17 protein-coding genes are annotated in these 18,660 nt (G+C 48.6%); 13 read left to right on the top strand and 4 right to left on the bottom strand.

The window, feature by feature from the left end:
* The first annotated feature begins 130 nt into the window (after nt 1–130).
* From recO to ACTHUR_RS02980, 10 genes are all read left to right on the top strand, one after another.
* Nucleotides 131–874 carry a DNA repair protein RecO gene (gene recO, locus ACTHUR_RS02935; RefSeq protein ID WP_107769050.1) on the top strand — a complete coding sequence of 248 codons (744 nt, stop codon included), beginning with the start codon at nt 131–133 and terminating at the stop codon, nt 872–874.
* 68 nt (nt 875–942) lie between these two features.
* Nucleotides 943–1,671: a pyridoxine 5'-phosphate synthase gene (gene pdxJ, locus ACTHUR_RS02940; RefSeq protein ID WP_107769051.1), complete on the top strand. Its 729-nt coding sequence runs from the start codon at nt 943–945 to the stop codon at nt 1,669–1,671.
* Nucleotides 1,672–1,761: 90 nt separating this feature from the next.
* Complete coding sequence (gene acpS / locus ACTHUR_RS02945; RefSeq protein WP_107769052.1) at nt 1,762–2,139, top strand: holo-ACP synthase; 378 nt, start codon at nt 1,762–1,764, stop codon at nt 2,137–2,139.
* A gap of 153 nt (nt 2,140–2,292) precedes the next feature.
* Complete coding sequence (locus ACTHUR_RS02950; protein WP_199904675.1) at nt 2,293–3,096, top strand: NUDIX domain-containing protein; 804 nt, start codon at nt 2,293–2,295, stop codon at nt 3,094–3,096.
* A 1-nt stretch (nt 3,097) separates the two neighbouring features.
* Nucleotides 3,098–3,520, top strand: coding sequence for a hypothetical protein (locus tag ACTHUR_RS02955; protein WP_107769054.1), 423 nt, complete (start codon nt 3,098–3,100; stop codon nt 3,518–3,520).
* A gap of 768 nt (nt 3,521–4,288) precedes the next feature.
* Nucleotides 4,289–5,164 carry a methylisocitrate lyase gene (gene prpB / locus ACTHUR_RS02960; protein WP_039862334.1) on the top strand — a complete coding sequence of 292 codons (876 nt, stop codon included), beginning with the start codon at nt 4,289–4,291 and terminating at the stop codon, nt 5,162–5,164.
* A gap of 84 nt (nt 5,165–5,248) precedes the next feature.
* The gene (gene prpC, locus ACTHUR_RS02965; protein ID WP_070695615.1) at nt 5,249–6,403 is read left to right on the top strand and encodes a bifunctional 2-methylcitrate synthase/citrate synthase; all 1,155 of its coding nucleotides are present in this window, start codon (nt 5,249–5,251) and stop codon (nt 6,401–6,403) included.
* Between the two features lie 389 nt (nt 6,404–6,792).
* Nucleotides 6,793–9,399 carry a Fe/S-dependent 2-methylisocitrate dehydratase AcnD gene (gene acnD / locus ACTHUR_RS02970; protein WP_070695614.1) on the top strand — a complete coding sequence of 869 codons (2,607 nt, stop codon included), beginning with the start codon at nt 6,793–6,795 and terminating at the stop codon, nt 9,397–9,399.
* A gap of 117 nt (nt 9,400–9,516) precedes the next feature.
* Complete coding sequence (gene prpF, locus ACTHUR_RS02975) at nt 9,517–10,686, top strand: 2-methylaconitate cis-trans isomerase PrpF (protein WP_004520374.1); 1,170 nt, start codon at nt 9,517–9,519, stop codon at nt 10,684–10,686.
* 212 nt (nt 10,687–10,898) lie between these two features.
* Nucleotides 10,899–12,110: an acetate kinase gene (locus ACTHUR_RS02980; protein ID WP_004520375.1), complete on the top strand. Its 1,212-nt coding sequence runs from the start codon at nt 10,899–10,901 to the stop codon at nt 12,108–12,110.
* 74 nt (nt 12,111–12,184) lie between these two features.
* Here the strand turns inward: ACTHUR_RS02980 and purM are convergent, their stop codons facing one another.
* On the bottom strand, nt 12,185–13,219 hold the full coding sequence (gene purM, locus ACTHUR_RS02985; RefSeq protein ID WP_070695613.1) for a phosphoribosylformylglycinamidine cyclo-ligase: 1,035 nt from the start codon (nt 13,217–13,219) through the stop codon (nt 12,185–12,187).
* A 203-nt stretch (nt 13,220–13,422) separates the two neighbouring features.
* Between purM and ACTHUR_RS02990 the strand changes: the two genes are divergently transcribed.
* Together ACTHUR_RS02990 and ACTHUR_RS02995 are read left to right on the top strand one after the other, a co-directional pair.
* Nucleotides 13,423–14,493 (top strand): AI-2E family transporter, encoded by a 1,071-nt coding sequence (locus ACTHUR_RS02990; RefSeq protein WP_049335191.1) that lies wholly within the window; start codon nt 13,423–13,425, stop codon nt 14,491–14,493.
* Between the two features lie 66 nt (nt 14,494–14,559).
* The gene (locus ACTHUR_RS02995) at nt 14,560–15,276 is read left to right on the top strand and encodes an S-methyl-5'-thioinosine phosphorylase (RefSeq protein ID WP_049343856.1); all 717 of its coding nucleotides are present in this window, start codon (nt 14,560–14,562) and stop codon (nt 15,274–15,276) included.
* A gap of 46 nt (nt 15,277–15,322) precedes the next feature.
* Here ACTHUR_RS02995 and ACTHUR_RS03000 read toward each other — a convergent pair whose 3' ends face one another.
* The 3 genes from ACTHUR_RS03000 to ACTHUR_RS03010 all read right to left on the bottom strand — a co-directional run bounded on the left by ACTHUR_RS03000 (nt 15,323) and on the right by ACTHUR_RS03010 (nt 17,699).
* The gene (locus ACTHUR_RS03000) at nt 15,323–15,817 is read right to left on the bottom strand and encodes a hypothetical protein (RefSeq protein ID WP_049328665.1); all 495 of its coding nucleotides are present in this window, start codon (nt 15,815–15,817) and stop codon (nt 15,323–15,325) included.
* A 147-nt stretch (nt 15,818–15,964) separates the two neighbouring features.
* Nucleotides 15,965–16,399 (bottom strand): hypothetical protein, encoded by a 435-nt coding sequence (locus ACTHUR_RS03005; protein ID WP_004520379.1) that lies wholly within the window; start codon nt 16,397–16,399, stop codon nt 15,965–15,967.
* Nucleotides 16,392–17,699 (bottom strand): homoserine dehydrogenase, encoded by a 1,308-nt coding sequence (locus ACTHUR_RS03010; RefSeq protein ID WP_004520380.1) that lies wholly within the window; start codon nt 17,697–17,699, stop codon nt 16,392–16,394. The genes ACTHUR_RS03005 and ACTHUR_RS03010 overlap by 8 nt, the downstream gene beginning before the upstream one ends.
* A 206-nt stretch (nt 17,700–17,905) precedes the next feature.
* On the opposite strand from ACTHUR_RS03010, the gene ACTHUR_RS03015 reads away from it, so the two are divergent.
* Nucleotides 17,906–18,280, top strand: coding sequence for an Mth938-like domain-containing protein (locus ACTHUR_RS03015; RefSeq protein ID WP_004520381.1), 375 nt, complete (start codon nt 17,906–17,908; stop codon nt 18,278–18,280).
* Nucleotides 18,281–18,660: the final 380 nt, after the last annotated feature.

Genomic DNA, 18,660 nt, shown 5'->3' on the forward strand with positions numbered 1-18,660 from the left:
AAGTCGGTTGTTCATTCAAAACGGATTATAAAGGTTTTTAGACGGCCTTTATAGAAGGCGGACTTTTAGACGGCCTTTTTGCATCGATTTTCCGTTATAATCGACACAATCTTTATCTTTCCAAACCCTTATGGCGCAACCAAACCGCATCAACCACGAACCTGTCTTTCTGCTTGCTTCCGCCCCTTGGCGCGAGAGCAGCTTGTGGGTGGAGGCTTTCAGCCGCCGTTATGGACGGGTGGCTTTGTTGGCCAGAAGCGCGCGTAAACGACAGAGTGAATTGCGCGGCGTATTGGTGCCGTTTGTGCCGGTGAGCGCGTCTTGGTATGGCTCGCAAGAGTTGAAGACTCTGCATCGCGCCGAATGGATAGGCGGTTGGCCGCAGCCGCAGGGCAGGGCTTTGTTCAGCGGATTGTATGTGAACGAGTTGATGCTGAAGTTGACCGTCCGCGAAGACCCGTTGCCCGAGCTTTACGATGTTTTGGCGGAAACCATGAAAACCATTTGTTGCGAGGCCAACCACATAGCCGCTTTGCGCCGTTTTGAATGGACGCTGCTGACACGATTGGGCTTTGCCCCCGATTTGTTCCATGACGGCAACGGCAATGAAATCAATGGAGAAGAAACATATTGGCTCACGCCTGAAGAAGCTGTGGTTCCCCTGGCCGAGGCTGACCGTTTCCATGCGCTTAATAAGGGCGTTGCCGTATTGGGTGCGACCTTAATCGATTTGAGGGAAGGCAGTTTCGTTCATCAGGAAAGTCTGGGGCAGGCTTTGAAAGTAACGCGGCTTTTGATTGACAACCTTCTGCCTGAAGGCATCAAATCAAGACAGGTTTTGCAGCAGTTGCAACAGTTTGGCTTGGGCAGTTGAATTTTTTCAGACGGCCTTTGATAGGTAATGACTCAGGCCGTCTGAAACCTTAATGAAAGGACATTATTATGTTGTTAGGCGTAAATATCGACCATATTGCCACCGTCCGCAATGCGCGCGGTACGATTTATCCCAGCCCTGTCGAAGCGGCGCTGATTGCAGAAACCCACGGCGCAGATTTGATTACCATGCACTTGCGTGAAGACCGCCGCCATATTAAAGATGCGGACGTGTTCGCCGTTAAAAACGTCATCCGCACGCGTCTGAATTTGGAAATGGCGCTGACGGAAGAAATGCTGGAAAACGCGCTCAACGTCATGCCGGAAGATGTGTGCCTCGTGCCTGAAAAACGTCAAGAAGTAACTACCGAAGGCGGTTTGGACGTATTGGCGCAACAGGATAAAGTGGCTGAGTTCACCAAAATTTTGACCGACGCAGGTATCCGCGTGTCCTTGTTTATCGATGCCGACAACGCGCAAATCCAGGCCGCTTATGATGTCGGCGCGCCCGTTATCGAATTGCACACCGGTGCATATGCCGATGCGCACAGCTACGCCGAGCAGATGAAACAATTCGAGCGCATTCAAAACGGTGCGCATTACGCCAGCGATTTGGGTTTGGTCGTCAACGCCGGACACGGCCTGACCATTCACAATGTTACGCCGATCGCTCAAATTCTCGCCATCCGCGAGTTGAACATCGGCCATTCGCTGATTTCCCAAGCACTCTTCCTCGGCCTGCCTGAAGCTGTCCGTCAGATGAAGGAAGTCATGTTCAGAGCAAGAATGCTGCCTTAACGGCATCAGCCATACAGGCTAAAGCGGTTTGCTTTGGCCGGTATCCACACTTTCAGACGGCCTGACTATTTTTAAACAAGGAGCAGACCCATGATTTACGGAATAGGTACAGACATTGTTTCCCTCAAACGCATTATCCGCCTGAACAAAAAATTCGGACTGGCATTTGCGCAACGCATTCTCAGCCCGGAAGAGCTGTTGGAGTTTCCGCAGGCAGGCAAACCGGTCAACTATCTTGCCAAACGCTTTGCCGCCAAAGAGGCTTTTGCCAAAGCCGTCGGTACGGGCATACGCGGAGTGGTGTCTTTCCGCAATATCGGTGTCGGACATGACGCATTGGGCAAACCTGAATTGTTTTTTGCGCCGGTTTTGACCAAATGGCTGGAAGAACAGGGCATCCGAAGCTGCCATCTCAGTATGAGCGATGAAGAGGATACCGTTATGGCTTTTGTCATTGCGGAAAAATAAGGCCGGATTTAAGTATTCTGAAAGATAAAATCCTTTTCAGACGGCCTGAAGGATTAGATATTTGTTAAAAGTCGGGCGTATGGGCCCGACATCGTTTTTTTACGCATAAATTGGCAGGTGTCGCCGCCTGCCGCATATAAGAATAATCTCATGATGACTGAAGACACACGTCCATTGGTGCAAGTGGTTGCCGGAATTTTGCTCGACAAAAACGGCCGCTACCTGCTCAGTTCCCGCCCCGAGGGTAAACCGTATGCCGGTTATTGGGAATTTGCCGGCGGCAAGGTTGAGGCAGGCGAAAGCGATTTTCAAGCCTTGCAACGCGAGTTTGAAGAAGAACTCGGTATCCGTATCCTTGCCGCTGCTCCGTGGTTGACCAAAATCCATTCCTACGAACACGCACATGTACGCCTGCATTTTTTATGGGTAGAAGCCGACCAATGGACAGGCGAAATCCAATCGAGGGAAGGGCAGAAATGGGCATGGCAAAAGGCAGGGGATTTTACCGTTGCGCCGATGTTGCCTGCCAATAGCGCATTATTACGCTCCCTATCTATTCCGCGCCAGCTTCAAGGCCGTCTGAAAAGCGGCTTGAGCGGTCAAAACAGCATGGGCGAATATCATGTTGTGCCGTATATGTCGGCTCAGCATCAAACCGCATCTGCCGTATTGCTGGATTTTTCCGATTGGCAACAAGGCAAGCCGATAGAAGCGCCTAGCGTGTGGCCAATCATTGAAAACGCCGAACAATGGCAGCAGGCGCAAAATGCCGATGCTGTCGTATGGAAAGTGGAGAATGAAGCGGCAGCCAAGCAAGTTGTCGATATTTTGGCGCAAGGTGTGGCTATGCCGCTAATTGTAGCTGCTCCGGAAAGTATGGTTTCCATTTATCGCGAACAGTGGCAGAGCATGGGTGCGCACGCCGTTGTGACCGATAATGACATTGAGGCCGTCTGAAATGAGTAAAAATCAAAAGCTACTGATTGCCGCTGTTTTACTGATTGTATTTGCGGCGACCAAACTGCTGCTCTTGGATTGGTGGCAGCGGCAACAGATAAAAGTGAATGTAGTCGAATGTAGTCTGACACAAGGCTGCGTCCTGCCTGACGGTTCAAAAGTGCGTGCGACCTCCATCAATACACACGAGCCTTTCGATATTGTGGTTGAGAATGTGCCGAAGAATACGGGCGCGGTCAGTATCAGTTTCAGTATGAAAAACATGGACATGGGCTTCAACCGCTACAACCTGACGCAACAATCGCCGCAAAGTTGGCAGGCTGCGCAAATCCGTTTGCCGTTTTGCGTCGAAGGCCGCCATGATTACACTGCCGACATTACCATTGGCAAACAGACTTTTCAGACGGTATTTAGTGCAGAGTAGTCATCATGCAAAGGCCGTCTGAAAATTTAAAGGCAAAAATTTTAATTTTTTTCAGACGACATATTTAAAAATTCTTTATAAATGAATCAATTATAAATTATTTTTAGACGGATTGTTTACAATTATTCTGACTATCAGCCAAAAGCACAAAACGGGCAGAAGCTAGTCCACATAAGGGTTTGATGTGGTACAGCCTGTCCGTTTTTTACATTTGTTGCAAAAAAATCGTTTATTAATAACTGAATTTTTTATAATTTTTTTGAAAAAAGTGTTTGACAAGACCTGTTTTATTTTTTAAATTTGTTTCCATAAATAAAAACTACATCGCACTACAAAGGAACATCATCATGAATCTGTATCAAATCACTCTCTCTTGTTATAGATTTTCTCCCATCTCTGCTGCTCCCGTCGCCGCCAGTTTATTGGCAGTCCCGACGGTCTGAAGGCTCTCAACCCGAATCCAGTTTCCGCATTCCTACAAACGCTTCGGGTTTTAAAATATCTGTATCTCCAATCGAATTCATATTTTGATTAATAAAAATTAAAAAACGTACACCTCCGCTTCAGCCTTATTGTATTTATTGTTTTTGATAACTATTTGTATTTATTGATTTTAAATTTTCAGATGGTTGATGATTGAAATTTTACAGACCGTCTGAAAACAGTTTTTAGAACGATTGTTTCTTTTTAAACGATTCGTTTCAAGTTGTGAAAAAACCGAGCCGTCCGATTAATACTGATGAAAAAAGTCTATAAAGGAGAAATATGATGAGTCAACACTCTGCCGGAGCGCGTTTCCGTCAAGCCGTGAAAGAATCGAATCCTCTTGCCGTAGTCGGTTGCGTCAATGCTTACTTTGCACGATTGGCCACCCAAAGCGGTTTCAAGGCGATTTATCTGTCTGGCGGCGGCGTGGCAGCCTGCTCTTGCGGTATCCCTGATTTGGGCATTACCACAATGGAAGATGTGCTGATCGACGCGCGACGCATTACGGACAACGTGGATACGCCTCTGCTGGTGGACATCGATGTGGGTTGGGGCGGTGCATTCAATATTGCCCGTACCATCCGCAACTTTGAACGCGCTGGTGTTGCAGCGGTTCACATCGAAGATCAGGTAGCGCAGAAACGCTGCGGCCACCGTCCGAACAAAGCCATCGTTTCTAAAGATGAAATGGTCGACCGTATCAAAGCTGCCGTAGATGCGCGCGTTGATGAGAACTTTGTGATTATGGCGCGTACCGATGCGCTGGCGGTAGAAGGTTTGGATGCCGCTATCGAACGTGCTCAGGCTTGTGTCGAAGCCGGTGCAGACATGATTTTCCCTGAAGCCATGACCGATTTGAAAATGTACCGCCAATTTGCAGATGCAGTGAAAGTACCTGTATTGGCCAACATTACCGAGTTTGGTTCCACTCCGCTTTATACCCAAAGCGAGCTGGCTGAAAACGGCGTGTCGTTGGTGCTGTATCCGCTGTCATCGTTCCGCGCAGCAAGCAAAGCCGCTCTGAATGTTTACGAAGCGATTATGCGCGATGGCACTCAGGCCGCAGTGGTTGACAGTATGCAAACCCGTGCCGAGCTGTACGAGCATCTGAACTATCATGCCTTCGAGCAAAAACTGGATAAATTGTTTCAAAAATAAGTAACCGCTTTCAGACGGCCTTTCAACAAATCCGCATCGGCCGTCTGAAAAATAAAACCCACAAAAATACAAAGGAGAAATACCATGACTGAAACTACTCAAACCCCGACTTTCAAACCTAAAAAATCCGTTGCGCTTTCTGGCGTTGCGGCCGGTAATACCGAATTGTGTACCGTTGGCCGTACCGGCAACGATTTGAGCTATCGCGGTTACGACATCTTGGATTTGGCACAAAAATGCGAGTTTGAAGAAGTCGCCCACCTGCTGATTCACGGTCATCTGCCCAACAAATTCGAGCTGGCCGCTTATAAAACCAAGCTCAAATCCATGCGCGGCCTGCCTATCCGTGTGATTAAAGTTTTGGAAAGCCTGCCTGCACATACCCATCCGATGGACGTAATGCGTACCGGCGTATCCATGCTGGGTTGCGTTCATCCTGAACGTGAAAGCCATCCGGAAAGTGAAGCGCGCGACATCGCCGACAAACTGATCGCCAGCCTCGGCAGCATCTTGTTGTATTGGTATCAATATTCGCACAACGGCAAACGCATTGACGTTGAAAGCGACGAAGAGACCATCGGCGGTCATTTCCTGCACCTGTTGCACGGCAAACGTCCAAGCGAATCACACATCAAAGCCATGCACGTTTCACTGATTCTGTATGCGGAACATGAATTCAACGCCTCCACTTTCACCGCCCGCGTGATTGCCGGTACGGGTTCGGATATGTATTCCTGCATCACCGGCGCCATCGGCGCGTTGAAAGGTCCGAAACACGGCGGCGCGAACGAAGTGGCTTACGATATTCAAAAACGCTACCGCAATGCCGACGAAGCTGAAGCCGACATCCGCGAACGCATCGGCCGCAAAGAAATCGTGATCGGTTTCGGTCATCCGGTGTACACCATTTCCGACCCTCGCAACGTTGTTATTAAAGAAGTGGCACGCGGTTTGAGCAAAGAAACCGGCGATATGCGCCTCTTTGACATTGCCGAACGCTTGGAGAGCGTGATGTGGGAAGAGAAAAAAATGTTCCCGAATCTGGACTGGTTCTCTGCCGTTTCCTACCAAAAATTGGGCGTACCGACTGCTATGTTCACACCGCTGTTCGTAATTTCCCGTACAACCGGTTGGAGCGCACACGTTCTCGAGCAACGCAAAGACGGCAAAATCATCCGTCCGAGCGCAAACTACACAGGCCCTGAAGATTTGGCATTCGTGGAGATTGAAAACCGCTAATACGCGTAACAGCAGGGTGGGCCGCCAGCCTGCCCCATCTCGAAATGCCGTTTGAAAACAATGAATAAATTAAGTTTTCGTTTTTCGACGGCCTAGTGCAGTATGCGAGAGAGAGAGCCGGCCGTTTGGAAAACATGCTGCTCTGCTGTCGTCATTCCCATACAGGCAGAAATTCAAAAGTTGAAATGTTCTGCTGTAAAGAGTGCTGAAAGATTTAAGTTTGGATTTCCGTCTATACGGGAATGATGGTAGCGGAGCAGCAATTTTTTTTCATACCGCGAATAGATTTCAGACAACAAGCAATAAAACAGAATTTATGGTTTCAGACGGCATTAAGGGCCGTCTGAAATCCCAAAACCAAAAAAAGAATAGATTTTAGGAGAACCGACATGACTGCCAACCAACGCTACCGCAAAGCTTTGCCCGGTACGGATTTGGAATATTATGACGCGCGTCAGGCGTGTGAAGACATCAAACCAGGCTCTTACGACAAGCTGCCTTATACAAGCCGTATCTTGGCTGAGAACTTGGTCAACCGCGCAGGCAAAGTCGACCTGCCTACGCTGCAAAGCTGGTTGGGCCAGCTGATTGAGGGAAAACAGGAAATCGACTTTCCTTGGTATCCGGCGCGCGTGGTGTGTCACGATATTCTGGGTCAGACAGCGTTGGTGGATTTGGCAGGACTGCGCGATGCGATTGCCGAAAAAGGCGGCGATCCTTCCAAAGTGAATCCGGTGGTGCAAACCCAGCTTATCGTTGACCACTCTCTGGCCGTTGAATGCGGCGGCTACGATCCTGATGCTTTCCGTAAAAACCGCGAAATCGAAGATCGACGCAACGAAGACCGTTTCCACTTCATCAACTGGACAAAAACCGCATTTGAAAATGTGGACGTGATTCCGGCGGGCAACGGCATTATGCACCAAATCAACTTGGAAAAAATGTCTCCGGTTGTCCAAGTCAAAAACGGTGTAGCGTTCCCTGACACCTGCGTCGGTACTGACTCACATACGCCGCACGTTGATTCATTGGGCGTGATTTCCGTAGGCGTGGGCGGTTTGGAAGCCGAAACCGTAATGTTGGGCCGTGCCTCCATGATGCGTCTGCCTGATATTGTCGGCGTTGAGCTGACCGGCAAACGCCAGCCGGGCATTACTGCCACCGACATCGTGTTGGCACTGACCGAATTCTTGCGTAAAGAGCGCGTGGTTGGTGCATTTGTCGAATTCTTTGGCGAGGGCGCAAGAAGCCTGTCCATCGGCGACCGTGCCACCATTTCCAATATGACCCCTGAGTTCGGCGCGACTGCTGCGATGTTCGCTATTGATGAGCAAACCATTGATTATTTGAAACTGACCGGTCGCGACGATGCGCAAGTGAAATTGGTGGAAACCTACGCCAAAACCGCAGGCTTGTGGGCAGATGCCTTGAAAAACGCCGTTTATCCTCGCGTATTGAAATTTGATTTGAGCAGCGTAACGCGCAATATGGCAGGCCCAAGTAATCCGCATGCCCGTTTTGCGACCGCCGATTTGGCCAGCAAAGGCTTGGCTAAACCTTACGAAGAGCCTTCAGACGGCCAAATGCCTGACGGTGCAGTGATTATTGCCGCGATTACTTCGTGTACCAATACTTCCAATCCGCGCAACGTTGTCGCCGCCGCGCTGTTGGCACGCAATGCCAACCGCCTCGGCTTGAAACGCAAACCTTGGGTGAAATCTTCGTTTGCCCCGGGTTCAAAAGTAGCCGAAATCTATTTGAAAGAAGCAGGCCTGCTGCCTGAAATGGAAAAACTCGGCTTCGGTATCGTTGCCTTCGCATGTACCACCTGTAACGGCATGAGCGGCGCGCTGGATCCGAAAATCCAGAAAGAAATCATCGACCGCGATTTGTACGCCACCGCTGTATTGTCAGGCAACCGCAACTTTGACGGCCGTATCCATCCGTATGCGAAACAGGCTTTCCTCGCTTCGCCTCCGTTGGTCGTTGCCTACGCGCTGGCAGGCAGCATCCGTTTCGATATTGAAAACGACGTACTAGGCGTTGCAGACGGCAAAGAAATCCGCCTGAAAGATATCTGGCCGACCGATGAAGAAATCGATGCCATCGTTGCCGAATATGTGAAACCGCAACAATTCCGCGACGTTTATATTCCGATGTTCGATACCGGCACAGCGCAAAAAGCACCAAGCCCGCTGTACGACTGGCGTCCAATGTCCACCTATATCCGCCGCCCACCTTACTGGGAAGGAGCACTGGCAGGGGAGCGCACATTGAGAGGCATGCGTCCGCTGGCGATTTTGCCCGACAACATCACCACCGACCACCTCTCGCCGTCCAATGCGATTTTGGCCAGCAGTGCCGCAGGCGAATATTTGGCGAAAATGGGTTTGCCTGAAGAAGACTTCAACTCTTATGCAACCCACCGCGGCGACCACTTGACCGCCCAACGCGCAACCTTCGCCAATCCGAAACTGTTTAACGAAATGGTGAGAAACGAAGACGGCAGCGTACGCCAAGGTTCGCTGGCACGCGTTGAACCCGAAGGTAAAACCATGCGCATGTGGGAAGCCATCGAAACCTATATGAACCGCAAACAGCCGCTCATCATCATTGCCGGTGCGGACTACGGTCAAGGCTCAAGCCGCGACTGGGCTGCAAAAGGCGTACGCCTCGCCGGCGTGGAAGCGATTGTTGCCGAAGGCTTCGAGCGTATCCACCGCACCAACTTGATCGGTATGGGCGTGTTGCCGCTGCAATTCAAACCGGGTACTAACCGCCACACCCTGAAACTGGACGGTACGGAAACCTACGACGTGGTCGGCGAACGCACACCGCGCTGCGACCTGACTCTCGTGATTCACCGTAAAAACGGCGAAACTGTCAAAGTTCCGGTTACCTGCCGCCTCGATACTGCAGAAGAAGTATTGGTATATGAAGCCGGTGGTGTGTTGCAACGTTTCGCACAAGACTTTTTAGAAGGAAATGCAGCGTAAGGTAAATCGGGCATGATCAAAATGTCCGGGCTACGCTCAAAAAGGTTTTCAGACGGCCTCGAATGTTTGAGAGGCCGTCTGAAAAAACCATACTAGAAATACAAAGGAGAACTCGAAATGCCGCAAATTAAAATTCCAGCCGTTTACTACCGCGGCGGTACATCTAAAGGCATTTTCTTCAAACGCACCGATCTGCCGGCAGCTGCGCAGGAAGCAGGCGAGGCACGCGACAAAATCCTCTTGCGCGTACTCGGCAGCCCCGACCCTTACGGCAAACAGATTGACGGTTTAGGCAATGCCAGTTCGTCCACCAGCAAAGCCGTAATTTTGGACAAATCCGAACGCGCCGATCACGATGTTGATTACTTGTTCGGACAAGTTTCCATCGACAAACCTTTTGTCGATTGGAGCGGCAACTGCGGCAATCTGACTGCCGCCGTGGGCGCATTTGCCATCGAGCAAGGCTTGGTCGATAAAGACAAAATCCCTTCAGACGGCCTGTGTACCGTCAAAATTTGGCAGAAAAACATCGGCAAAACCATTATTGCCCATGTACCGATGCAAAACGGCGCAGTTTTGGAAACAGGCAATTTTGAGCTTGACGGCGTAACGTTTCCGGCAGCCGAAGTACAAATCGAATTTCTTGATCCGGCCGACGGCGAAGGCAGTATGTTCCCAACCGGCAATTTGGTCGATGAAATTGATGTGCCGAATATAGGCCGTCTGAAAGCCACGCTTATCAATGCCGGCATTCCAACCATTTTCCTGAATGCCGCAGATTTGGGCTATACAGGCAAAGAGTTGCAAGACGATATCAACAACGATGCCGCGGCTCTGGAAAAATTTGAAACCATCCGCGCGTATGGTGCGCTGAAAATGGGTTTAATCAGCGACGTATCCGAAGCCGCTACCCGCGCCCATACTCCGAAAGTCGCTTTTGTCGCCCCTGCGGCCGATTACACCGCTTCAAGCGGCAAAACCGTCAAAGCTGCCGACATCGATTTATTGGTACGCGCACTGAGCATGGGCAAATTGCACCACGCCATGATGGGTACTGCTTCAGTCGCCATCGCTACCGCTGCCGCCGTGCCCGGTACGCTGGTCAACCTTGCAGCCGGAGGCGGAGCGCGTAAAGAAGTCCGTTTCGGCCATCCGTCAGGCACACTGCGCGTTGGTGCAGCCGCCGAATGTCAGGACGGACAATGGACGGCCACCAAAGCAGTCATGAGCCGTAGCGCACGCGTGATTATGGAAGGACAAGTCCGAGTGCCGGAAGATTGCTTTTAAGTTTTCAGACGGCCGCAGCACTAAACAAGGCCGTCTGAAAACCAAATAAGCAGATTTTAGTCAGGTAGCGATACCTGCAATGGAGATTATGGTTGGGCATAAAGCCTGACTAAACATCAAACCAAAGGCAATCTGAAAAGCTCTCAAATGTTTTTGCTCTTTTCAGACGGCCTGAAGCCAAAAAAACAATCAAAAATCAAAGGAGAAACACCATGTCCAACCAACTCATTCTTGTTCTAAACTGCGGCAGCTCTTCACTCAAAGGTGCTGTTATCGACCGTAAAAACGGCAAAGTTCTCTTAAGCTGTCTCGGCGAACGTTTGGGTACGCCCGAAGCAGTCATTACGTTCAGCAAAGACGGCAAAAAATGCCAAACAGCCTTGACCGGCCGTAACGACCACGCCGGTGCAGTAGGTATGTTGCTGAAAGAACTTGAAAAACACGGCCTGCACGACCGCATTAAAGCCATCGGCCACCGCATCGCCCACGGCGGCGAAAAATACAGCGAATCTGTTTTGATCGATCAAGCAGTAATGGACGAACTCAATGCCTGCATTCCGCTCGCTCCGCTGCACAATCCTGCTAATATCAACGGCATTTTGGCTGCGCAAGAGCATTTCCCGGGTCTGCCCAATGTCGGCGTGATGGATACTTCGTTCCACCAAACCATGCCGGAGCGTGCCTACACTTATGCCGTTCCGCGCGAATTGCGTAAAAAATACGCTTTCCGCCGCTACGGTTTCCACGGTACCAGCATGCGTTACGTTGCCCCTGAAGCCGCACGGATTTTGGGCAAACCTCTGGAAGACATCCGTATGATTATTGCCCACTTAGGCAACGGCGCATCCATTACCGCCATTAAAAACGGCAAATCCGTTGACACCAGTATGGGCTTCACGCCGATTGAAGGCTTGGTGATGGGTACCCGTTGCGGCGACATCGACCCGGGCGTGTACAGCTATCTGACTTCACAAGCCGGTTTGGATGTTGCCCAAGTTGATGAAATGCTGAACAAAAAATCAGGCTTGCTCGGTATTTCTGAACTCTCCAACGACTGCCGTTCTTTGGAAATCGCTGCGGATGAAGGCCATGAAGGCGCACGCTTGGCTCTGGAAGTGATGACTTACCGCCTTGCCAAATACATTGCTTCGATGGCAGTAGCTTGTGGCGGCATTGATGCACTCGTGTTTACCGGCGGTATCGGCGAAAACTCGCGTAATATCCGAGCTAAAACTGTTTCCTATTTGGATTTCTTAGGTCTGCACATCGACACCAAAGCCAATATGGACAAACGCTACGGCAATTCAGGTATTATCAGCCCGACCGATTCTTCTCCGGCTGTTTTGGTTGTTCCAACCAATGAAGAGCTGATGATTGCCCACGATACGGCTCAGTTAGCCGGCTTTATGGAAGAAGCAGGCTAGGGCGGAGATTCCCCTAGATCATAAACAATAAAAAGTGCGGATTCATCATCCGCACTTTTTTAATTACATCTCAATCAAGCCACTTGGGTTTGATGTTCGTCGCCGTTGCGCTCACGAACTGCGCCCAAACGGTAAACGGTTTCGCCTTGTTCGCTCAAGAATGCCTGTACTGCATCGGCATCTTCTTTAGCAATGATAACGACCATGCCGATACCGCAGTTGAATGTACGGTACATTTCTTGGGTTTCCACATTGCCTGCTTTTTTCAGCCATTGGAACAGTTTAGGCAATTCCCACGCTTTGGCATCGATTTGTGCAACGGTATTTTCAGGCAAAACGCGAGGTACGTTTTCGGTAATGCCGCCGCCGGTAATATGGGCCATGCCTTTAATGGTGAATTTTTCCAAAGCGGCAAGGATAGGTTTCACATACAGGCGGGTAGGGGCGATAATGGCTTCGCGCAAAGTTTTACCGTTGTCGAATTCCGCGTCCAAATCAGGATTGTCGCGCTCGATGATTTTGCGTACCAAAGAGTAGCCGTTGGAGTGTGCACCGTTGGAAGCCAAGCCCAAAACAACGTCTCCGGCCTGAATGCTGCGGCCGTTAATAACGCGTTCTTTTTCAACCACGCCGACGGCAAAACCTGCCAAGTCGTATTCGCCTTCGGGATACATGCCCGGCATTTCGGCAGTTTCACCGCCAATCAAAGCGCAACCGGATTCTTCGCAGCCTTGGGCAATGCCTTTAATCACATCAGTCGCGCGGGCAACGTCCAGCTTGCCGCAAGCAAAATAGTCCAAGAAGAACAAAGGTTCTGCGCCTTGAACCAAAATGTCGTTGACGCTCATGGCAACCAAATCGATGCCGACGGTATCGTGTTTGTCCCAGTCGAATGCCAGTTTCAGCTTGGTGCCGACGCCGTCCGTACCGGAAACCAATACCGGATTTTTGTATTTTTTGCCGATTTCGACCAAAGCGCCGAAACCGCCCAAATCACCCAACACTTCAGGGCGCATAGTACGCTTGGCAAAAGGTTTGATGTTTTCGACCAGTTGATCGCCTGCGTCGATATCCACGCCTGCGTCACGATAGCTCAAAGAAGTGCTCATTGGATTTCCTTATTCGGGTATGGGTAGATTGTCGGAGCGTATTTTATCTTAAATTAGAGGATTCAGGCTGAATTTTTTGGCATTATTGTCAACAATTTTTATTTTATCTTAATAGCCGTCACGCGTTCAGACGGCCTTTGTGAATCTGTTATACTGCTTATTGATTTTGAAAACCTTAAACATCAATTGGGAAATACCTTTTTATGTATCAAAAGAAAACGCGCGGCGCAAAACCGTGGATTATTATGGCTTGCGTTATCGCGGCCTTTATTTGGCTTTTATATGCCTTGGGCGATGTTTTGACGCCGTTTATCGTAGCTGCCGTTTTGGCCTATGTTTTGAATCCCTTGGTCGAATGGCTGCAACTGAAGCGTATCCGTCGCGCGCCGGCCTCTATGATTATTATGGCACTGGCTTTGCTGATATTGCTGTCGTTGGTGCTGATTATCGTGCCTATGTTGTTGAACCAGTTTAACAATCTGGCCGAACGCCTGCCACAAATCGTAGGCTTTGTTCAAAACAAATTGCTGCCGTGGCTCAATAGCGTCAGCGGGGATTATATTCAAATCGATCAAGAATCAATTATTGCATGGTTGCAGTCGCATACGGATGAGTTGAGCAATACGCTCAAAGAATGGATTCCTACCTTGATGCGTCAAAGTGGTAACGTCATCAGCGGCGTCAGCAATTTGGTGTTGTTACCTTTGCTGCTGTATTACTTCTTGTTGGATTGGAAACGCTGGTCTTCCGGAATCAGCAAATTGGTTCCGCGCCGTTTTATCGAAACTTACACGCGTATCAGCGGCAATATGGATGAAGTTTTGGGCGAGTTTCTGCGTGGCCAGCTGATGGTGATGATGATTATGGGCTTGGTCTATGGCTTGGGCTTGATGCTGGTCGGTTTGGATTCCGGCTTTGCCATCGGTATGATTGCCGGTATTTTGGTATTTATTCCGTATTTGGGTGCATTTACCGGCCTTTTGCTGGCGACAGTTGCCGCGCTTTTGCAATATGGCTCATGGCAGGGTTTGTTGATGGTCTGGGCTGTATTCGGTGTCGGACAATTCTTGGAAAGCTTTTTCATTACGCCTAAAATCGTCGGCGACCGCATCGGTTTGTCTCCGTTCTGGGTGATTTTCTCGTTGATGGCTTTCGGACAACTGATGGGTTTTGTCGGTATGCTTGCCGGTCTGCCGCTTGCCGCCGTAACATTGGTTTTATTGCGTGAAGGTGCATCTGCCTATTTCGGCAGCCATTTCTATAAACATAAATAAATCGATGATATTAAGGCCGTCTGAAATCCAAGTTTCAGACGGCCATTGATAACAAAGGAAGTCTATATGTTAGCCATTATCGGCGGCAGCGGTTTGACCAAACTGCCGGAACTCGAAATTACTGAACGAAAAATCGTACGCACTCCATACGGCTTAACCAGCAGTCCTATTTTGTTCGGCAGGTTGGGGCGCTTGGACATTGTTTTTCTCGCCCGACACGGCTTCAGCCATACCATCGCGCCGCATGAAATCAACTATCGCGCCAATATCTGGGCATTGCACTCTTTAGGCGTTGAAAACATTATTGCCATTTCTTCAGTCGTCGGTATCAACCCTGATTTTGAAAACGGCAGTCTGGTGTTGCCGGACGATTTGATTGACTATACCTATGGCCGTAAAGATACTTTTTTTGAAGGCCAAGAATGCCCTGTCGTCCATACCGATTTTTTCAACCCTTATTGCAATGAATTGCGACAAAAGTTATTAAATATCACGAAAGCGCACAATGTGCCGATTTACGACACAGCAGTATATGGCTGCCTGCAAGGCCCGCGCCGTCCAACTCGCGCAGAAATTGCCCGTTATCGCAATGATGGTGTAGATGTACTTGGTATGACCGGTATGCCCGAAGCTGTTTTGGCCAGAGAGTTGAAAATGGCCTATGCCCACTTTTGCAGCGTCAGCAGCATTGATTGCTTTGATAGCGGAGTAGGGACTGTAGGCTGTAATGAACAGACTTCTATGGCGATGACGAAAATCCGACAATTATTGAATGGTTTGTAATTGATCATGCCGTCTGAAATGATGTTTTCAGACGGCATTGTTTTAGTTAAGAAGCCGTTTCACGCGCCCAATGAGGCAGGGAAGCTTTTTGTTTGCGGAACGAGGCAAGTTGCATGCCCCGACATTTTTCAAAAATCAATTCGACCCCGCTTTGCAGCTGTAAAATCAAATTGGTATGCGTTTCCGTTTTAATAAAGTCAATATTGCGTTGTACCAAGCGCTGAATGACGGCATAAACATCAAGGCAGCCATTTGCAAAAAACCACGGATTCAATTTTACCCAACGGCCGCCGCTTAGTGCAGCATCAGGCTGAAAATCAGCGCGAATCTGTGTCAAACGATTGTCGGAGAAATGCAGTTCGATATCGCCATAAAGCCAAATATTCCAGCCTTTTTGTACCAACAAGCCTTTAGGGACGCAATCAGGCGCAGGAAACATCTGCAAAATAGACTCTGCCGATTGTCCGATTTCCAGATAGTCAAACCGGCCGGTATACAAAAAATCATAAATATCAACGGCAATAGGAAAGTGGTAACGCATGGCAACAACCATAGAAAAGCAATTAACCAAGCTATCTTAAACTTAAAATATAATGAAATCAATTCTTATTACTATTTATTCAATATAAGAAAGGCCGTCTGTTGTCCAGACGGCCTTATAGCTTTGGCTTAAACCGATAATTTTGGTTTACTCAGCCTTTAAATCAGCCACGCATTGCTTATCGCGTGCCTCAAAAGCTTCCGCGCCACCCAAGAGTTTGAGTTGCTCCTCAGGGCTGATTTTGCCGAAGTTTCGGATTTGCTCGTCAGAGAGTTTGCTTAAAGGCTGATCCCACATGCAGACACAATAGTCTTGAGCCAATTTCTCGTTTTGCGCATCCAAACCTTTTGCCTTCAAATCAGTTTGCCATTTTTCAGCAAAAGGAATGTTTTTCACACAAGATTCCACCACATTTTGCTTCATCTGCGGCTTGTTCATGGCGCATTGTGAGAGCAGGGCGGTCAGAGCCAGCAAAGACAAAATAATCCATGCCCAAATGCGGATGGTGCGGATTTTTGCCTTGGCTTTCTTTCTGGCCGCCAGTTGTTCTTCAGACGGCCTTTCCGTTTGTTGCTCAGTCATGCAGGCTTTCCATGCGGATCATGGTGATCGGAGCATCCACGCAGCTCAACGCCTCAATCGCTGCGATAGCGCGTTTGACATTGTGTTCCACCGTGGTGTGGGTCAGAATCACGATTTCAGCAGTGCTTTGATTAATCACGCCTTTTTGAATCAAAGCTTCGATAGAAACATTTTCTTTGGCCAAGAGTGCGGCAATTTGACCCAAAGTTCCTGGTTCGTCAGTTGCTTGAACGCGCAGATAGTAGCTGCTGGTGATTTCATCCATAGGCAGAATATTTTGCACTTGAACTTGTGAAGGTTGGAATGCCAAGTGAGGGACACGATGGTCAGTCTCAGCTTCAATCAGGCGGGCAATATCAATGATATCGGCAACCACGGCAGAAGCCGTTGGCAATGCACCGGCGCCTGCACCATAATACAAGGTTTCACCAACCATATCGGCATTGACGCGGACAGCATTCATCACGCCGTTAACGTTAGCCAGCAGACGGCTTTCAGGAATCAGAGTAGGGTGTACGCGCAACTCGATGCCTTTGTCGGTTTTACGGGTAATCCCCAACAATTTGATACGGTAGCCAAGTTGTTCAGCGTATTTGATATCGCGGCTGTCGAGTTTGCTGATGCCTTCCAAATAGCAGGCAGAAAAGTTCATCGGCGTACCAAATGCCAATGCGCTCATAATCGTAATTTTATGGCCGGCATCATGACCTTCGATATCAAAAGTGGGGTCAGCTTCTGCATAGCCCAAAGCCTGAGCTTCTTTCAATACGTCTGCAAACGCGCTGCCTTTTTCACGCATTTCAGTCAGAATGAAGTTGCTGGTACCATTAATAATACCGGCGATACTGCGGATTTGGTTCGCAGCCAAGCCTTCACGCAAAGCCTTGATAATTGGTATACCGCCGGCAACAGCAGCTTCAAACTGCACCATGACATTTTTTTCTTCCGCCAAAGGGAAAATTTCATTGCCGTATTCGGCCAGTAGTTTTTTATTGGCAGTAACAATGTGTTTGCCGTTTTCAATCGCTTTCAATACCGCATCTTTGGCAATACCGGTACCGCCAAACAATTCCACAACAACATCAACATCTTGATGTTGAACCAGCTCAAACGGATCTTTGATAAAAGCAGCATTCGGGCAAATTTGTTTGGCTTTTTCTTCGCTCAAATCACAAACAGCAGAAATACGGACTTCTCGTCCCAAGCGGCGGCTGATTTCCGCAGCGTTGTCCTGCAATACAGTAGCCGTACCGCCACCGACTGTACCCAAACCTAAAAGACCGATATTTACTGGCTTCATTGTGTCTCCTTTTGAGCCGATACTTTAAAATAATCACGAAAAACCAAGGCTTGTTATAATCGCTTGCAATCGTAAATTCAGAGCAAAGCATCAATGCACAAGGTCAAACGTTGAATCCTACCTGATATTGCTTGATCTTGCACCTTTTTTTGCAAGTTTCCCAAGGCCGTCTGAAAAATCGTTCTACCATAAAAACAGGAATTGCCATGAAAATCACAGAAAACCATATTGATGAAACCGCATCATTTTTTTCATCCTCACAAGGCATATTGCAAATCGGTGAACAAACATATTCAGAACCCATTTGCTGGCAAGATGGTAAAGTGAGCATCATTCCTCAAACAACCATCGGAGAATTAAACGAACAAATTTTTATATCAGCAATTGAAACAGCAGAAAACCGTCCAGAAGTCATTATTATAGGTACAGGAGAAAAACAAAAATTTCTGCATCCCAAAGTTGCTGCAGCCTTATCAGCCTACGGAATCGGCCTCGAATGCATGAATACAGCCTCAGCTTGCCGAACTTTAGTTTTGCTGCAAGGCGAAGGACGAAGCGCATGGGCTTGGTTGTGGCCATAATTTGCAGAAAAGACTATTGCATCATGCTAGCTTAGGTTCGCATAATTTATATTATGTTAAATTAATAATGTTAGTATTTTAAGCCTGTTAACTCCTGTTTCTCCTAGTCGTACAATAACTTTTACAAAAAGCTTACCTGAAATTTTTCAGATAACCTTTTTACGCTTTTCTTTTCATATATAAATAAAGTAAGATTCAGTCAATAGATATTATTCTTCTATATCACTATCCAATCTCTGGAGTAAAGCACCCCATGGCCGTCAATAAAATCGCCCGTAAAAGCAGCAAATTCCGCGTTGTCTTTACCGTCCCCGATTTCTGCTGGCCGCCTCCACCCGCTCCCCCTTCCGTTCCACCCATCCCCTTCCCACTCTTTGCTG

This window comes from Neisseria sp. P0021.S007 (genome assembly GCF_051956855.1).